At 63.2% G+C, this 12948-nt stretch carries 16 protein-coding genes; 4 read left to right on the top strand and 12 right to left on the bottom strand.

What is annotated here, in order from left to right; genetic code table 11:
- Positions 1–33: 33 nt before the first annotated feature.
- The 3 genes from A9D15_RS09580 to A9D15_RS09590 all read left to right on the top strand — a co-directional run bounded on the left by A9D15_RS09580 (position 34) and on the right by A9D15_RS09590 (position 2203).
- A complete protein-coding gene (locus tag A9D15_RS09580; protein WP_082924390.1) occupies positions 34–762 on the top strand; it encodes an EI24 domain-containing protein in 729 nt (242 codons plus the stop codon).
- On the top strand, positions 755–1174 hold the full coding sequence (locus tag A9D15_RS09585) for a hypothetical protein (RefSeq protein WP_066764378.1): 420 nt from the start codon (positions 755–757) through the stop codon (positions 1172–1174). Before A9D15_RS09580 ends, A9D15_RS09585 begins: the two co-directional genes overlap by 8 nt.
- 81 nt (positions 1175–1255) lie before the next feature.
- Positions 1256–2203: a hypothetical protein gene (locus tag A9D15_RS09590; RefSeq protein ID WP_066764380.1), complete on the top strand. Its 948-nt coding sequence runs from the start codon at positions 1256–1258 to the stop codon at positions 2201–2203.
- A 136-nt stretch (positions 2204–2339) separates the two neighbouring features.
- On the opposite strand, the gene A9D15_RS09595 is transcribed toward A9D15_RS09590, so the two are convergent.
- From A9D15_RS09595 to A9D15_RS09650, 12 genes are all read right to left on the bottom strand, one after another.
- Positions 2340–2699: a HesB/IscA family protein gene (locus A9D15_RS09595; RefSeq protein WP_066764381.1), complete on the bottom strand. Its 360-nt coding sequence runs from the start codon at positions 2697–2699 to the stop codon at positions 2340–2342.
- Positions 2696–3196, bottom strand: a complete 501-nt coding sequence (locus A9D15_RS09600) for a GNAT family N-acetyltransferase (RefSeq protein WP_066764382.1) — start codon at positions 3194–3196, stop codon at positions 2696–2698. Before A9D15_RS09600 ends, A9D15_RS09595 begins: the two co-directional genes overlap by 4 nt.
- Entirely contained in the window at positions 3193–3705 is a 513-nt protein-coding gene (locus A9D15_RS09605; protein WP_066764384.1) for an SUF system Fe-S cluster assembly protein, read from the bottom strand. The genes A9D15_RS09600 and A9D15_RS09605 overlap by 4 nt, the downstream gene beginning before the upstream one ends.
- A complete protein-coding gene (locus A9D15_RS09610; RefSeq protein WP_066765018.1) occupies positions 3702–4871 on the bottom strand; it encodes a cysteine desulfurase in 1170 nt (389 codons plus the stop codon). Before A9D15_RS09610 ends, A9D15_RS09605 begins: the two co-directional genes overlap by 4 nt.
- Before the next feature lie 38 nt (positions 4872–4909).
- A complete protein-coding gene (locus A9D15_RS09615) occupies positions 4910–5656 on the bottom strand; it encodes a SufD family Fe-S cluster assembly protein (RefSeq protein ID WP_066764385.1) in 747 nt (248 codons plus the stop codon).
- Positions 5653–6393 carry a Fe-S cluster assembly ATPase SufC gene (sufC, locus tag A9D15_RS09620; protein ID WP_066764387.1) on the bottom strand — a complete coding sequence of 247 codons (741 nt, stop codon included), beginning with the start codon at positions 6391–6393 and terminating at the stop codon, positions 5653–5655. The genes A9D15_RS09615 and sufC overlap by 4 nt, the downstream gene beginning before the upstream one ends.
- Positions 6394–6397: 4 nt before the next feature.
- Positions 6398–6928 carry an endonuclease domain-containing protein gene (locus tag A9D15_RS09625; RefSeq protein WP_066764389.1) on the bottom strand — a complete coding sequence of 177 codons (531 nt, stop codon included), beginning with the start codon at positions 6926–6928 and terminating at the stop codon, positions 6398–6400.
- Positions 6921–7610: a hypothetical protein gene (locus A9D15_RS09630; RefSeq protein ID WP_066764391.1), complete on the bottom strand. Its 690-nt coding sequence runs from the start codon at positions 7608–7610 to the stop codon at positions 6921–6923. Before A9D15_RS09630 ends, A9D15_RS09625 begins: the two co-directional genes overlap by 8 nt.
- On the bottom strand, positions 7607–9121 hold the full coding sequence (gene sufB, locus A9D15_RS09635; protein WP_066764393.1) for a Fe-S cluster assembly protein SufB: 1515 nt from the start codon (positions 9119–9121) through the stop codon (positions 7607–7609). Before sufB ends, A9D15_RS09630 begins: the two co-directional genes overlap by 4 nt.
- Positions 9118–9558: an SUF system Fe-S cluster assembly regulator gene (locus tag A9D15_RS09640; RefSeq protein WP_066764395.1), complete on the bottom strand. Its 441-nt coding sequence runs from the start codon at positions 9556–9558 to the stop codon at positions 9118–9120. The genes sufB and A9D15_RS09640 overlap by 4 nt, the downstream gene beginning before the upstream one ends.
- 144 nt (positions 9559–9702) lie before the next feature.
- Positions 9703–10107 carry a hypothetical protein gene (locus tag A9D15_RS09645; protein WP_066764396.1) on the bottom strand — a complete coding sequence of 135 codons (405 nt, stop codon included), beginning with the start codon at positions 10105–10107 and terminating at the stop codon, positions 9703–9705.
- Positions 10108–10125: 18 nt separating this feature from the next.
- Positions 10126–12186, bottom strand: a complete 2061-nt coding sequence (locus A9D15_RS09650) for a toll/interleukin-1 receptor domain-containing protein (RefSeq protein ID WP_066764397.1) — start codon at positions 12184–12186, stop codon at positions 10126–10128.
- A gap of 41 nt (positions 12187–12227) precedes the next feature.
- On the opposite strand from A9D15_RS09650, the gene A9D15_RS09655 reads away from it, so the two are divergent.
- A complete protein-coding gene (locus A9D15_RS09655; RefSeq protein WP_172807509.1) occupies positions 12228–12944 on the top strand; it encodes a Crp/Fnr family transcriptional regulator in 717 nt (238 codons plus the stop codon).
- The last annotated feature ends 4 nt before the right edge of the window (positions 12945–12948 follow it).

Consider the following 12948-nt stretch of genomic DNA (forward strand, 5'->3'; position numbering starts at 1 on the left):
ACACCGGGCCGGCGCTCGCATCTACCTGCGTCCATGCAGGATGCCCGTTCCGCCCTTTCGATACCGCAGGCCTTTGCGCTGGCGGCGACCCAGCTTGGCGACAGGCGGGTCATCTGGCTTCTGGTGAAGTCGATCCTCATCAGTCTCGTGCTTGCCATCGTGCTGGGCGTTGCGCTGGTCGTGCTGCTGGGCTGGGGGATCGGGGCAATGTTCGGGCTGGACTATGACCAGACCGTGCCGGGCGTCGGGATCGCGATGGTCGCGGTGCTGGGGCTGGTCGGCCTGATCGCGGCATGGCTGGCATGGCGCATCGTCGCGATGGCGGTGCTGCAGTTCTATGCCGACGAAGTCGTCGAGCTGGTCGAGGCGAAGTTCTATCCGGCGCTCTCCCCGCGCGACCTGCCGATGGGCGAACAGGGACGGATTGCCCTTCGCGGCGCGGTGCGGGCGCTTATCGCAAACTTGATCGCCCTGCCCTTCGCGCTGGCGCTGGTCTTCACCGCGATCGGCCCTGCCGTTGTCTTCGCGGTGGTGAACGCATTTCTTCTGGGGCGGGAGCTTCAGGACATGGTCTGGGTGCGCCACATGAAGGACGGCGCTGCCGCGCCGCTGGGCTTTTCCAGCCGCTTCCTTTTGGGTCTGGCGGTCGTCGGCCTGCTGGCCATCCCGATCCTGAACCTTTTGGCCCCGTTCCTGGGGGCAGCGGCGGCGACCCATCTGGTGCATCGCGCCGCGCTGAGGCAGGGGAAGATCGATGCGTAGCCTTATCGCCCTTGCTCTGATCCCGCTCGTCGCCGCTTGTGCCAGCGGGCCCAGCTACACCGTCCCATCCTCGCGCCCCGCGAACAGCGCTCCGGTCCCGCCGCAAGAACCGCAGATCCAGCCGCAGACCGGCTTTCGCGCGCCGCGCATCATGGATGCACCGGGGCTCGACGGCGTGATCGGCACCGATGCCAGCGGCCTCGTCCGCCAATTCGGCAGCCCACGGCTCGACGTATGGGAAGGCGATGCGCGCAAGCTGCAGTTTACGGGCAATGCCTGCGTGCTCGACGTCTTCCTCTATCCCACCGCACCGGGGCGCGGCGAAACCGCGACATGGGTGGAAGCGCGCCGCGGCACTGACGGACGCGATGTCGACCGCGCAGCGTGCATCGCCGCGCTTCGGCGCCGTTGAACTGCTTTCGCACCGAGGTAACCCCGTCTTAAGCTTGTTTGGGTAAGCCATTCCCCGACGAACAAGGGGTTTTGCGCGCTCATGACCATGCATTTCAGCGATATCGCCCGGCAGGCTGCTGCGGATCGGCAGATTTCGGACGAAGAGATTCTCCAGCTCCGCCGCGCCGGTTGGGGGGACGGACAGATCACTGCCGAAGAGGCGGAGGCGATCTTCGCATTGAACGATTCGCTGGGCGGCCGCACCGATGCCTGGGTCGATTTCTTCGTCGAGGCGATCGGCGAATACGTGCTCAACACGTTGGAGCCGCGCGGCTACGTTACCGATGAACAGGCAAGCTGGCTGATTGCGCGACTAAGCGCGAGCGGCAACGTCGAATCGATGGCGGAACTGGAACTGGTCGTCCGCCTTGTCGAGCGCGCATCGAACGTGCCGGAAAAGATGAAGGTCTATGTTCTTGGGGTCATGGAGCATGAGGTGCTGACCGGCACCGGCCCCACCCGCTGCGGCGGTGAGCTTTCACACACCCATGTCAGCGCCGCCGAATGCAGGATCCTTCGCCGCGCAATCTTTGCACCCGGTTCGGACCGCCCCGGCGCGGTTAGCCGCCGCGAGGCCGAAATGCTCTATCGCATCAAGGACGCCTGCCTGGACGCGAACAACGCGCCCGAATGGAAGCGCCTGTTCGTGCAGGCCGTGGGCAACCACCTGCAGGGGTTCTCGTCCGAAAATTCCCAGATCAGCCGCGAACGCGCTGCTGAACTGGAAACGTTCATGGCCGATGCCAGTTCGAACGTCGGCCGCTTCCTCGGCCGCATGGCGAAAACCAGCCCGAACCGTTTCGGTAAAGTATTCGGTCGCAAGGGCACAAACGAACCGACCCGCGGACAGCTTGTCGCAGCCGATCAAGCCGTGACCGCCAGCGAGAAGAAGTGGCTGGATGCCCAGATTTCGGGCAATGGCCAGGTTGACGAATTCGACGCTGCGTTGCTCGACTTCCTCGACGGCGGGAGTGCTCCCGCAGCCTGAAATTCAATTTCTCTGGAGAAATTCGTTCAGGTGGATCCGAGGCCGGTGATGCCGATCGACCCGGAGCGCAGCGTACTTCAGTACGTGAGCACCGGAAGCGGGCCGAACCGCCGGACGCAGGCCCGCATGGGCGGATTTATACGGTGAAACTCTCGCCGCAACCGCATGAGCCGGTCGCGTTGGGATTGTTGAAGACGAAGCCCGCCTGAAAATCGTCCTCGACCCAGTCCATCGTGCTGCCGATCAAATACAGCACGCTGGCGCCGTCGATGAAGAACAGGCCGCCGGGCGTTTCGATACGTTCGTCGAAGGCATTCGCCTCGTTCACGTAGTCGACCGAGTAGGCAAGGCCCGAACAGCCGCGACGCGGTGTCGACAGCTTCACGCCGATCGCGCCGTCGGGCGCCTTGGCCATCAGGTCGGCCACGCGCTGTTCCGCGCTGGCAGTCAGCGTGACGGCGGCCTTGGGGGCGGGGCGGGTCTTCGTGTCAGTCATAATTTCTTTTCCCAGAAGTGGGCACTGCCCATCGCCGGATCAAGGGCATAGGTCGCATAGCCTTCGCTGGCGTACAGCGCCTTCGCCCCTTCGTTGCCCGACAGGACTTCGAGTGTGATCTTGCAGGCCCCACGCTTTTTCGCCTCGTCGGCAATGGCCCGCATCAGGGCGCGGCCGATGCCCTTGCCACGGTGCGAAGGCAGCACGGCCATGTCGTGAATGTTGACCAGCGGCGAACAGGCGAACGTGGAAAAACCCGTGAAACAATTGGCAAGGCCCACGGGTTCGCCATCCTCGCGCGCGATCAGGCTGAACGCTCCGGGATGATCGGCCAATGCTGCAGGCAGTCCTTCCCGCGCCTTGTCCGAAAGCGGCTCACCTCCGCCCATCGGATCGCGCGCATAAGCGTCGAGCAGCACGACAAGTGCTGCCGCGTCCGCCGGATCGCGGTAGTCGGCCAAGGTAATGGCCAAGGTCGAGGCGACGGTCGTGCTCACAACATTCCGAGTTCGAGCTTGGCCTCGTCGCTCATCTTCTGCGGGTCCCACGGCGGGTCCCAGACGAGGTTCACTTCGGCATCGCCCACGCCCGGAACCGCGCCGACGCGCAGTTCGACCTCGCCCGGCATCGATTCGGCCACCGGACAGTGCGGCGTGGTCAGCGTCATGGTGACGACCGCGCGGCTGTTGTCGTCGATCTCGACACCGTAAATCAGGCCCAGATCGTAGATGTTCACCGGGATTTCGGGGTCGTAGATTTCCTTCAGCGCGGTGATCACGCTTTCGTAAAGATCGCCGCCCGGTTCGTTTTCGGCCAGGTCGGCGGGCTTTTCCTTCAGAAAACCGTCGAGATAGTCCTTCTTGCGCTCCAGCTTTTCGACTGCGCTTTCCGCGACCGCCTCTTCAACGCGGGCGCGGCGCGGGGTTTCCACGCTGTTCACTTCCTCGGTCGGCGGGGGTGCCACGACGCGGTCGGGGGTGTTGGTTTCATCGTTTTCGGGGGTCATCCGAAGATCCTCATCGTGCGTTCGATGCCGCGGATCAGCGCGGCGATATCGTCTTCGTCGGAATAGAGGCCGAAGCTGGCCCGGGCCGTCGCGGGAACGCCCAGGTGGTCCATCAGCGGCTGGGCGCAGTGGTGGCCGGCGCGAATCGCGACGTTTTCTTCATCGAGAATGGTGCCCAGATCGTGCGGGTGGATGTCGCCAAGCTGGAAGCTTACGATCCCTGCACTGTCGTCCGGCCCGAACAGGCGAAGCGAATTGATCTTGGCCAGTTCGGCGCGCGCCTTTCGGACAAGATCGTCCTCGTGCGCCGCGATCCGTTCGATACCGATACCCTCGACGTAATCGACGGCAGCGGCAAAGGCGATCGCCTCGGTAATGGCGGGGGTGCCCGCCTCGAAGCGCTGCGGCGCATCGGCCCATGTCGTCTTTTCGAACGTCACCCGATCGATCATCGAACCGCCGCCCTGATAGGGGGGCATGGCGTCCAGGATGTCCTTCTTGGCCCAGAGCGCGCCGATTCCGGTGGGGCCGTAGATCTTGTGCGCGGAAAAGACGTAGAAATCGCAATCGAGAGCTTTAACGTCGACTTTTGTGCGGGGCACCGCCTGACAACCGTCCAGCAGCAGTTTCGCGCCGACAGAACGGGCGAGTTCTGCCGCCTTCGCCGTGTCGAGCCGTGAACCCAGCACGTTCGATACGTGCGCCAACGCGATCAGTTTCGTCCGTTCGTCAACGAGTTGCCGCGCAGCATCGAGGTCAATGCGGCCATCATCGGTCAGCGGGCAGACATCGATCTCAATTCCGACCCTGTCGCGCAGCATCTGCCACGGCACGATGTTCGAATGATGCTCCAGAACTGACAGGAGAACGCGATCTCCGGCCTTCAGGTTTGCTGCACCCCATGTTGCAGCAACAAGATTGATCGCCTCGGTCGCGCCGCGGGTGAAAACGATCTCGTCCTCCACCCCGCCGACAAGGCCCGCGACCTTGCGGCGCGCGGCTTCGTAGCCCAGCGTCATCTCGGCGCTGCGCGAATAGACGCCGCGGTGCACCGTTGCGTAATCGCGCCCCAGCGCGTTGGCCATCGCGTCGACCACGGCCTGCGGCTTCTGCGAAGTCGCCGCAGTGTCGAGATAGTGCCAGGGGCTGCCGTCGGCATTGACCATGCCGGGGAAGTCCGCCTTGCGGGATATCGTCTGCGTGCTCACAGCTGCGCACCTTCGAGCACGGAAAGAGCACGTTCGAGCAGCTTCTCGCCCAGTTCCCCGTCTTCGATGTTCTCGAATGCGTCGGCGATAAAGGCCTGCACCTGCAGCTTACGTGCGATCTCGAGCGGAATGCCGCGCGCGGCCATGTAGAAACCCGCCGACTGGTCCAGCGCGCCGATCGCTGCGCCGTGGGCGCACTTCACGTCGTCTGCGAAGATTTCGAGTTCCGGCTTGGTATTCGCGCTCGCGCCCTTTTCAAGAAGGATCGCGCGGAAGTTCTGTGCAGCGTCGGTCTTCTGCGCATCGCGCACGACCTCGATCCGGCCAAGGAAATTGCCGACCGCCTTGCCCCAGTGAACCGCGCGCACGACCTGGTTCGAGGTGGCGTTGGGTTCGCCATGGATGCAGCGGGTCACGAATTCGCGCGTTTCACTGCCGCCGCCGATGGTGACGCCGCCGAATTCAAAGTGTGCGCCGTCTTCCAGAGTGACTTCGCATTCCAGCCGCGCATAGTCGGGCGCCGCGTTGACCGCAGACAGTTCGAACCGCCCGCCCTTGCCGATGCGCACGCGGATGCGTTCGATGCCGGTGACGTCGCGGCTTTCGGCACGGCTTTCGCCCGCCGGAACCGCGATTTCGGTCCAATCGGTCAGCGTGTTCGCATCCGAAGCTTCCAGCGCCGCCGCGTCGGCATAGCGCCAGTCTTCGTCACGGGTGGTGGGAAGGGTAGCCAGATCGGTCACACGACTTCCTCGTAGCCCTCGCGCTCAAGCTCCAGCGCCAGTTCCGGCCCGCCGGTCTTCACGATGCGGCCCTTGGCAAGGATGTGGACCTTGTCCGGCTTCACGTAGTCGAGCAGGCGCTGGTAATGGGTAATGAGCAGCACGCCCTTGCCCGCATCGCGCATGATCGAATTGATGCCATCGCCCACGGTGCGCAGCGCATCGATGTCGAGGCCCGAATCCGTCTCGTCCAGAATGGCGAACTTGGGATCGAGGATGCCCATCTGCACCATCTCGTTCCGCTTCTTCTCACCGCCCGAGAAGCCGACGTTCACCGGGCGCTTCAGCATGTCCATGTCCATGCGCAGCAGGGCTGCCTTTTCCTTCGCGAGCTTCAGGAACTCGCCGCCGGTCAGTGCCTCCTCGCCGCGGGCCTTGCGCTGGGCATTGGCCGCCTCGCGCAGAAACTGGACGTTGGAGACGCCGGGAATTTCGACCGGATACTGGAAGCCAAGGAACAGGCCGGCAGCGGCGCGTTCGTGCGGTTCCATGTCCAGCAGGTCCTGCCCGTCGAACGTCACCGACCCTTCGGTGATCTCGTAACCCGGACGGCCGCCCAGCGTATAGGCCAGCGTCGACTTGCCCGCGCCGTTGGGGCCCATGATCGCATGGACCTCGCCCGCGCCGACTTCGAGCGTCAGGCCGTTGAGGATCTTCTTACCGTCTACTTCGGCGTGGAGGTTTTCGATTTTCAGCATCGTATCAGTCTCTTTTCGGGCCGCGAGAGGTGCGGGGTTTGTAGCCCTGCCCGCTGTTTTTCTTTTCGTCGAAATGCTTGCGCCGCGCTTCCTGCCGGTCGGCGATACGCATCCGCATTCCAGCGGTGATGCGCTTCAGCACGTCGTCCATGTTAGTGAGGATGTCGTCGGCCTTGATACGCATGACGCGGATGCCCACGGCCTCGAGGCTCTTGTCGCGGCGTTTTGCCAGCGCCTCGTCCTCGCCTTCCTCGTCGATGTCGATCGCCATGCCGAGGCTGTGGCAGTTGAAGTCGACGATGGCGCTGCCGACGACGGCGTGGCGCTTGAAGGTGTAGCGGCCCATGTCGGCCTCTGCGAACTTCTCGGCCAGTGCCTTGTGCGCAGGCGTCGAATGCCGCCGCATCTCGCGCGCACGATCGTGCAGCGCGTCGAGCCGCGATTCGGAAATTTCCCAGCCGCGACCCTTCTTCTTGATCGCGGGTTCGGCGTCGTCAGACGCGGGACGCAGTGTGAGTGGTTTGCGTTCAGTCATTACAAATCGTTTCATCGACGGAGGCGGCGCTGCCAAAAACCTGAGCGACACAAGGCAGGTCTTCGATTTTGAGCAAGCCCTGCGACATAGTATGGCCATTCCAGCCACCCTGAATTCGTGAGGTGCTTCCGCTTGGCGTCAAGAAGCGTCCGCGAAAGTCGACACGACGATAGAGCCGCCACGCCTTCTTTTTGTATTCGGTCATGTCAGACTTGATGGCGGTAAATAGCGGCTTACGGCATTCATCGTAGGCCAGATTCCCAGAAACGGCGCTGGAATTCTTGAAGTCTTTGTCGTTCATTACCGCTATCGACGCACATTTCAGGTAGGTTACGAAAGCAACGGGGACGGCATGACCAGTTTGCCGAATTTCTCTGGCGTTACGCTCTACCCCGTTGAGGGCCTGAATGTACTGACCTGACCGCCACGACTCTTGCCCCCGATGGAAGTCCGGAATGATGTCCTCGTTCAAAAGATCCAATTCTGCGCGAATAGTCTGACAACGCTCGAGGCTCGCCTCAAACGGCTCAAGCTGGTCTTCGAGCAGACAGGCGGAATAGCGATACATCGGAGCGACCATGGGGATCGTGTAATATATCGAGTACGGCTCGGGCTCGGCTGACGCGGCACCACTCAATGTCAAGCTTGCTACACCAAGGGCTGTAATTGCTTTGCCGATCACCCCACGCTCCCCTCAAGCGAGATCGCCAGCAGCTTCTGCGCCTCGACCGCAAACTCCATCGGCAGCTCTTTCAGCACTTCCTTGGCAAAGCCGTTGACGATCAGGGCCACGGCCTGCTCCTCGTCCAGCCCGCGCTGCATCGCGTAGAACAGCTGGTCGTCGCTGATCTTGGACGTCGTCGCCTCGTGCTCGATCTGGGCGGTGGGGTTCTTCACCTCGATATAGGGCACGGTATGCGCGCCGCATTCGCTGCCCAGCAGCAGGCTGTCGCACTGCGTGAAGTTGCGCACGTTGTCGGCATTCGGCCCCACGCGGACGAGGCCGCGATAGGTGTTGTCGGACTTGCCCGCGCTGATCCCCTTGGAAATGATCGTCGAGCGGGTGTTCTTCCCGTTGTGGATCATCTTCGTGCCGGTATCGGCCTGCTGGCGGTTGTTGGTGACGGCGACCGAGTAGAATTCACCCACCGAGTTTTCGCCGTTGAGCACGCAGGAGGGATACTTCCACGTCACGGCCGATCCGGTTTCGACCTGCGTCCAGCTGACCTTGCTGTTCTTGCCCTGACACAGGGCGCGCTTGGTCACGAAGTTGTAGATGCCGCCCTTGCCCTCGGCATCGCCGGGGTACCAGTTCTGGACGGTGGAATACTTGATCTCCGCATCGTCCAGCGCGACCAGTTCGACCACGGCGGCGTGGAGCTGGTTTTCATCGCGCATCGGCGCGGTGCAGCCTTCGAGATAGCTGACGTAGCTACCTTCTTCGGCGACGATCAGCGTGCGTTCGAACTGGCCCGTGTTCTCGGCATTGATGCGGAAATAGGTCGACAGCTCCATCGGGCAGCGCACGCCCTTGGGGATGTAGACGAACGTACCGTCGGAAAAGACCGCGCAGTTGAGCGTCGCAAAGAAGTTGTCGTGCATCGGCACGACCTTGCCGAGCCACTTCTTGACCAGATCGGGGTATTCCTTGATCGCCTCGGAGATGGAGCGGAAAATGACGCCCGCTTCTTCCAGTTCCTTGCGGAAGGTCGTCGCGACCGAGACGCTGTCAAACACCGCGTCCACGGCAACCTTGCGCGCGCCCTCGACGCCGGCGAGGACTTCCTGCTCCGCAATCGGAATGCCCAGCTTGTCATAGACAGCCTTGATCTCGGGATCGAGTTCGTCGAGCGATTCCAGCTTCGGCTTCTTCTTGGGCGCGGCGTAGTAATACGCATCCTGATAATCGATCGGCGGGAAGTTGACCTTCGCCCAGTCCGGCTGCGGCATGGTCAGCCAGTGGCGGTATGCCTTCAGGCGCCATTCCAGCATCCATTCCGGCTCTTCCTTCTTTGCCGAGATGAAGCGGACGGTCTCTTCCGAAAGCCCTTTTTCCGCAAACTCCTGCTCGATGTCGGAGGAGAAGCCGTATTCGTAGGTTTCGAGAGCCTTGGCCGCATCTTTCGCGGCGCGGTCCTTCTCGATCGCCTCGTCCTGGGCTGCTTTCAGCACTTCTGCCTGTGGGTCGTTCATGCGGGTACTTCCAGATCGGGTATGTCTTGCGGGGCTTTCTCGTGAGCGAGATCGACCAGCGAAATGCCGGAAAGCGCGGAGCGGATGGCGCGGTTCACCTGCGGCCAGTGCGCGCGAGTGCCGCAGCGCAGTTCGATGGCGCAGTCGCCATCCTCGTCGCAGCACTGGGTCAGCGCGATGGGGCCTTCGATCGCCTCGACAATGTCCGCAACGGTGATCGCGGCGGCCGGGCGCGCTAGGCGGAAACCGCCGCCCGCGCCGCGCACCGAACGCAGCAGGCCGGCGGATGAAAGCCTGCTCACCAGCTTTTGCACGGTGGGCAGTGGCAGGCCGGTTTCTTCCGAGATTTCGGACGCATTGGTGCGATCGCCGCCACAGTGAAGGGCAGCGGCACGCATCGCCACGACGGCGTAATCGGCCATGCTCGAAAGCCGCATGTAAGCTCGTGCTCCCCGGGTGTCGCCATACGATCGCTCCTTAATCGGAACGATCTAGTCCGGTTTCACCTAGGGATGCACTGCCGCCGATTCAATCAAAACCGACTGTTGAGAGTCGTTTGCATCTAGAGGTGGAAACGGCGCCTAGCCGCCACGGTCGACGATGATCGGATCGCAGAACGCGAACGTGCCGCTGTCGTCGGTCGACTGCAGCAGTACGGCATATTCATATTCCTTGCCGGCGGTTCCGCTGGAGGTGACCTTCAGCTGCAGGTCCTGACCCGACGTGCCGGTACGCGCGCTGAACGCGATCTGGCCGTCCTCGACCAGCACACCGATGAAGGTGCCGTTCCCATCGGTCAGCGCGGTCCACGAACTGTATCCTGACGGAATGAAGTCGGTGTTCGAAGCGAACTCCCACTTGTTGTCCTGCGCGATGGTCAGCTCGACGATACCGTTCGCGTCGGGCGTGATCTTGCGGTGATCGACGATCACCCCGCTCTTGTTGACTTTGAAGTTCACCGTATTCGGCAGATTTTGCGATGCCATAGTCCCCACTCCTTTGCGTTACTCTGCAAACATTCCCCCGAAAGCAGAAGCAGGCACGCCAGCCTTTTCCCCCGAGCAGAATTCCCCATTGCCGCGCGTTCGGCGGCATAATCTCTGTTCCTGGATCCGCTCCAGCACCTTGCGATGGCGCGATGCAGTCAGAATCCTCGCGGCCTGCCCCCATGCCTTGCCCTGCGTAGCGCTGCCCTTGGGCGCGGCATCGCCGATCGCGATCAGAATCGTGGCGCGGGCAGGCGCGTTGGCGGTAAGCCCTTCGAAATCACCAGCATATTCGCGTTTTGTATAGATATCGAGTGTTGCCGGCTCGGCAACGCCCAGTCCCGCCGCATAGGCGAGAGCGGTAAGATAGAACTCGTCCGCCTCGTCGGTGCCCTTGCCGTCGTTCTCGGCGATCTTGGCAGAGATGGCGCGCAAGTCCGCCGCGGCCTGCGCCTTGCCGCCCGCCTGCCACTTGCAAAGCGCCTGCTGCGCACGGTGAAAGTCGCGGTCCTGGGCCCAGGTCTTGTTGTCGGGGTCGAGCGCGACAAGTTCGCGCCAACGGCGGTCGGCCTGCTCAAGGCTCGCGCAGCCTTCCTTCATCCGACCAAGCCCGAAGCGCAGGCCCGCCAACTGGTCGAGCGCAATGGCGCGATAGCGGTCAAACTGGCGGTCCATGCCGTCGTCGATGGCATCGATCTGCGCGATCTGCCGCTTACGGGTCTTTTCCGCCCCGGCCTCGTCCCCGGCATAGGCCCGCGTCGTCGCCGCGTGGGAAATCGCCTGGATGATCGCGGACTGCGTCGTCCGGTCCTTCGGCTCGATCAGGCGGTAAAGCCGCTCGGCCTCCTCGAACGAAGCGAGCGCATCATCGAATTGCCCGACCTCGCGATAGACGACGCCGAGATTGAGTTCGCCCGAGGCTGCTTCCAGCTTGGAGGTCGGATCGTCGGGCTTCAGTTCGACCAGCTTGCGGCCAAGATCGCGGTACTGGCCCAGATGAACTTCCGCGTTGGGCCAGTCGGCCTGTTCGTAAAAGCCGTAGCCGACCCAGAACTCGCTTTGCGAATGGTCGAAAACGCGCTGCCAGTTATCGGGATCGTCCTGCAAGGCAGCGCCTGTCGCCCTCGCCGCTTCCAGGAAACTGCGCCGCGCCTGCTCGGTCTGTCCGCGCAACGTCGCGACTTCGCCGACGAGATGCAGCGCGCGCGCCTTGCGGCCAAGCGCGTCGATGTCGAGATCGGACTGGTCCTGATCCTCGTAATAGGACAGCGCGCGCTCCCCCACCGAATCCAGCACGTCGAGGCGGCCCACCTTTTCCAGGCGCGGCTTCAGGTCGGTGATCATGAACTCGACAAGGCTGTCGGCCTGCGCGCGCTGATACTGCGCCTCGTCGCGGGCGCGGACGGCGGTATAGGCAAGCAGGCTGGTGCCGATCATGCCGAGGACGGAAGCCGAGGCAAGGATGGCCAGCCGCCGGTGCCGCCGCTGTGCATCGCGGCGCACGATACGGTCGAGCTTTACCCCGAGGATACCGGCAACGAGCTTCAGCCGCGCCAGTCGTTTGCCGTCACCCCCGTCACGGAAATCGGCAGCCAGCGGTTCGATCGGCGTGTCGGTCAGTTCGCCATCCGGCGCAATCGCGAAACGCAGGGCGCGCGGCAGGCATTCCTCGTCCTCCCGGCCCGGAATGGCGCTGGCATGTGGCTCGCCCGAATGGATCGCGGCCAGCACCATGCCGTCTGGGCGGACCTTGCGGAAATAGCGGATTTCCTCGTCCACCCAGCGCGACTTTGCAGCGGCGGGCGAACATATCACGATCAGGCAGCGCGATGCGGCGATTGCCTCGCGCAGCCGATCACCCAGGTCGTTTGCCGCTTCCAGTTCCTGCCGGTCGCGGAACACGGGGAACAGGCGTTTCGGAAGCGCCTGTTCGTCGCCATTCTCGGCGCGGATGTGACGCGGCAGGCGATATGTTTCCAGTGCGCGGTGCAGCCACGCCGCAAACGGCGTATTGCCATGGGAATAGCTGATAAACGCCCAGTAGGTGTCGCCCCCGCCCGGTCCTGCGTCCCCGGTCATGTCCAAAATCCCTACCCCGATATCACAGGCCCGCAGGTTGCGTGTCCGTACCGGCCGGCAGTATCGTCAAACCCATGATCCGCAACCCCGATACTGAAACGGTGCAAGCCATTGCGCGCGGTTTCGACTGTGACGACGCCGTCGCGCAGTCGCTCGCGCGGCAGGCGCAGCGCGTCAGTTTCGAACCGCGCGACATCGTGCTCGCCAGCGGAGAGCGGGCGGAACATCTGTTCCTGATGATTCGCGGCCATGCGCGGATGCTGGCCATCTCGATCGACGGGCGCATGGCGGTGATCGAGGAGTTCCGCGACGGCGACCTGTTCGGCGAAGGCGCGCTGACCGACGAGGGCCCGGGCGCGGAGACCGGGGACGAAGTCGTCGCGGTCAGCCACAGCACGGCCTGCAGCCTCGAATCGCACGTCATGGTCGCCGCGATGTCGGCCCATGCCAGCGTGGCGATGGCGATCTCGCGCCGCCTGCTGAAACGGTTGATGACTCAGAACCGGCGCATGGCCGAAGTTTCGACGCTGTCCACCGTGGGTCGCATCAATGCCGAACTGTTGCGACTGGCACGAGGCGGCGTGAACCTCACGATTTCGCCGCCGCCAGTGCTGACGCAATTTGCGCTCAGCCTTCAGACCACACGCGAGACCGTGTCGCGCGCGATCAGCAAGCTGGAAAAGAAGGGGATCTTGAAGCGCGAGGAAAACGGGCTTCGCATCGTGGCCGAACACCGGCTCGAGGAACTGATCTTCTGATCTG

Source organism: Croceicoccus pelagius, assembly GCF_001661915.1.
GTDB classification, from domain to species: domain Bacteria; phylum Pseudomonadota; class Alphaproteobacteria; order Sphingomonadales; family Sphingomonadaceae; genus Croceicoccus; species Croceicoccus pelagius.

Bases quoted from the DNA above. Each gene is read 5' to 3' on its own strand.
- A9D15_RS09605 (WP_066764384.1), bottom strand. From the start codon at position 3,705: ATGACCCCCGAAAACGATGAAACCAACACCCCCGACCGCGTCGTGGCA.
- A9D15_RS09590 (WP_066764380.1), top strand. From the start codon at position 1,256: ATGACCATGCATTTCAGCGATATCGCCCGGCAGGCTGCTGCGGATCGG.
- A9D15_RS09645 (WP_066764396.1), bottom strand. From the start codon at position 10,107: ATGGCATCGCAAAATCTGCCGAATACGGTGAACTTCAAAGTCAACAAG.
- A9D15_RS09585 (WP_066764378.1), top strand. From the start codon at position 755: ATGCGTAGCCTTATCGCCCTTGCTCTGATCCCGCTCGTCGCCGCTTGT.
- A9D15_RS09610 (WP_066765018.1), bottom strand. From the start codon at position 4,871: ATGGTCAATGCCGACGGCAGCCCCTGGCACTATCTCGACACTGCGGCG.
- A9D15_RS09595 (WP_066764381.1), bottom strand. From the start codon at position 2,699: ATGACTGACACGAAGACCCGCCCCGCCCCCAAGGCCGCCGTCACGCTG.
- A9D15_RS09625 (WP_066764389.1), bottom strand. From the start codon at position 6,928: ATGACTGAACGCAAACCACTCACACTGCGTCCCGCGTCTGACGACGCC.
- A9D15_RS09650 (WP_066764397.1), bottom strand. From the start codon at position 12,186: ATGACCGGGGACGCAGGACCGGGCGGGGGCGACACCTACTGGGCGTTT.
- sufC (WP_066764387.1), bottom strand. From the start codon at position 6,393: ATGCTGAAAATCGAAAACCTCCACGCCGAAGTAGACGGTAAGAAGATC.
- A9D15_RS09580 (WP_082924390.1), top strand. From the start codon at position 34: ATGCAGGATGCCCGTTCCGCCCTTTCGATACCGCAGGCCTTTGCGCTG.
- A9D15_RS09640 (WP_066764395.1), bottom strand. From the start codon at position 9,558: ATGCGGCTTTCGAGCATGGCCGATTACGCCGTCGTGGCGATGCGTGCC.
- sufB (WP_066764393.1), bottom strand. From the start codon at position 9,121: ATGAACGACCCACAGGCAGAAGTGCTGAAAGCAGCCCAGGACGAGGCG.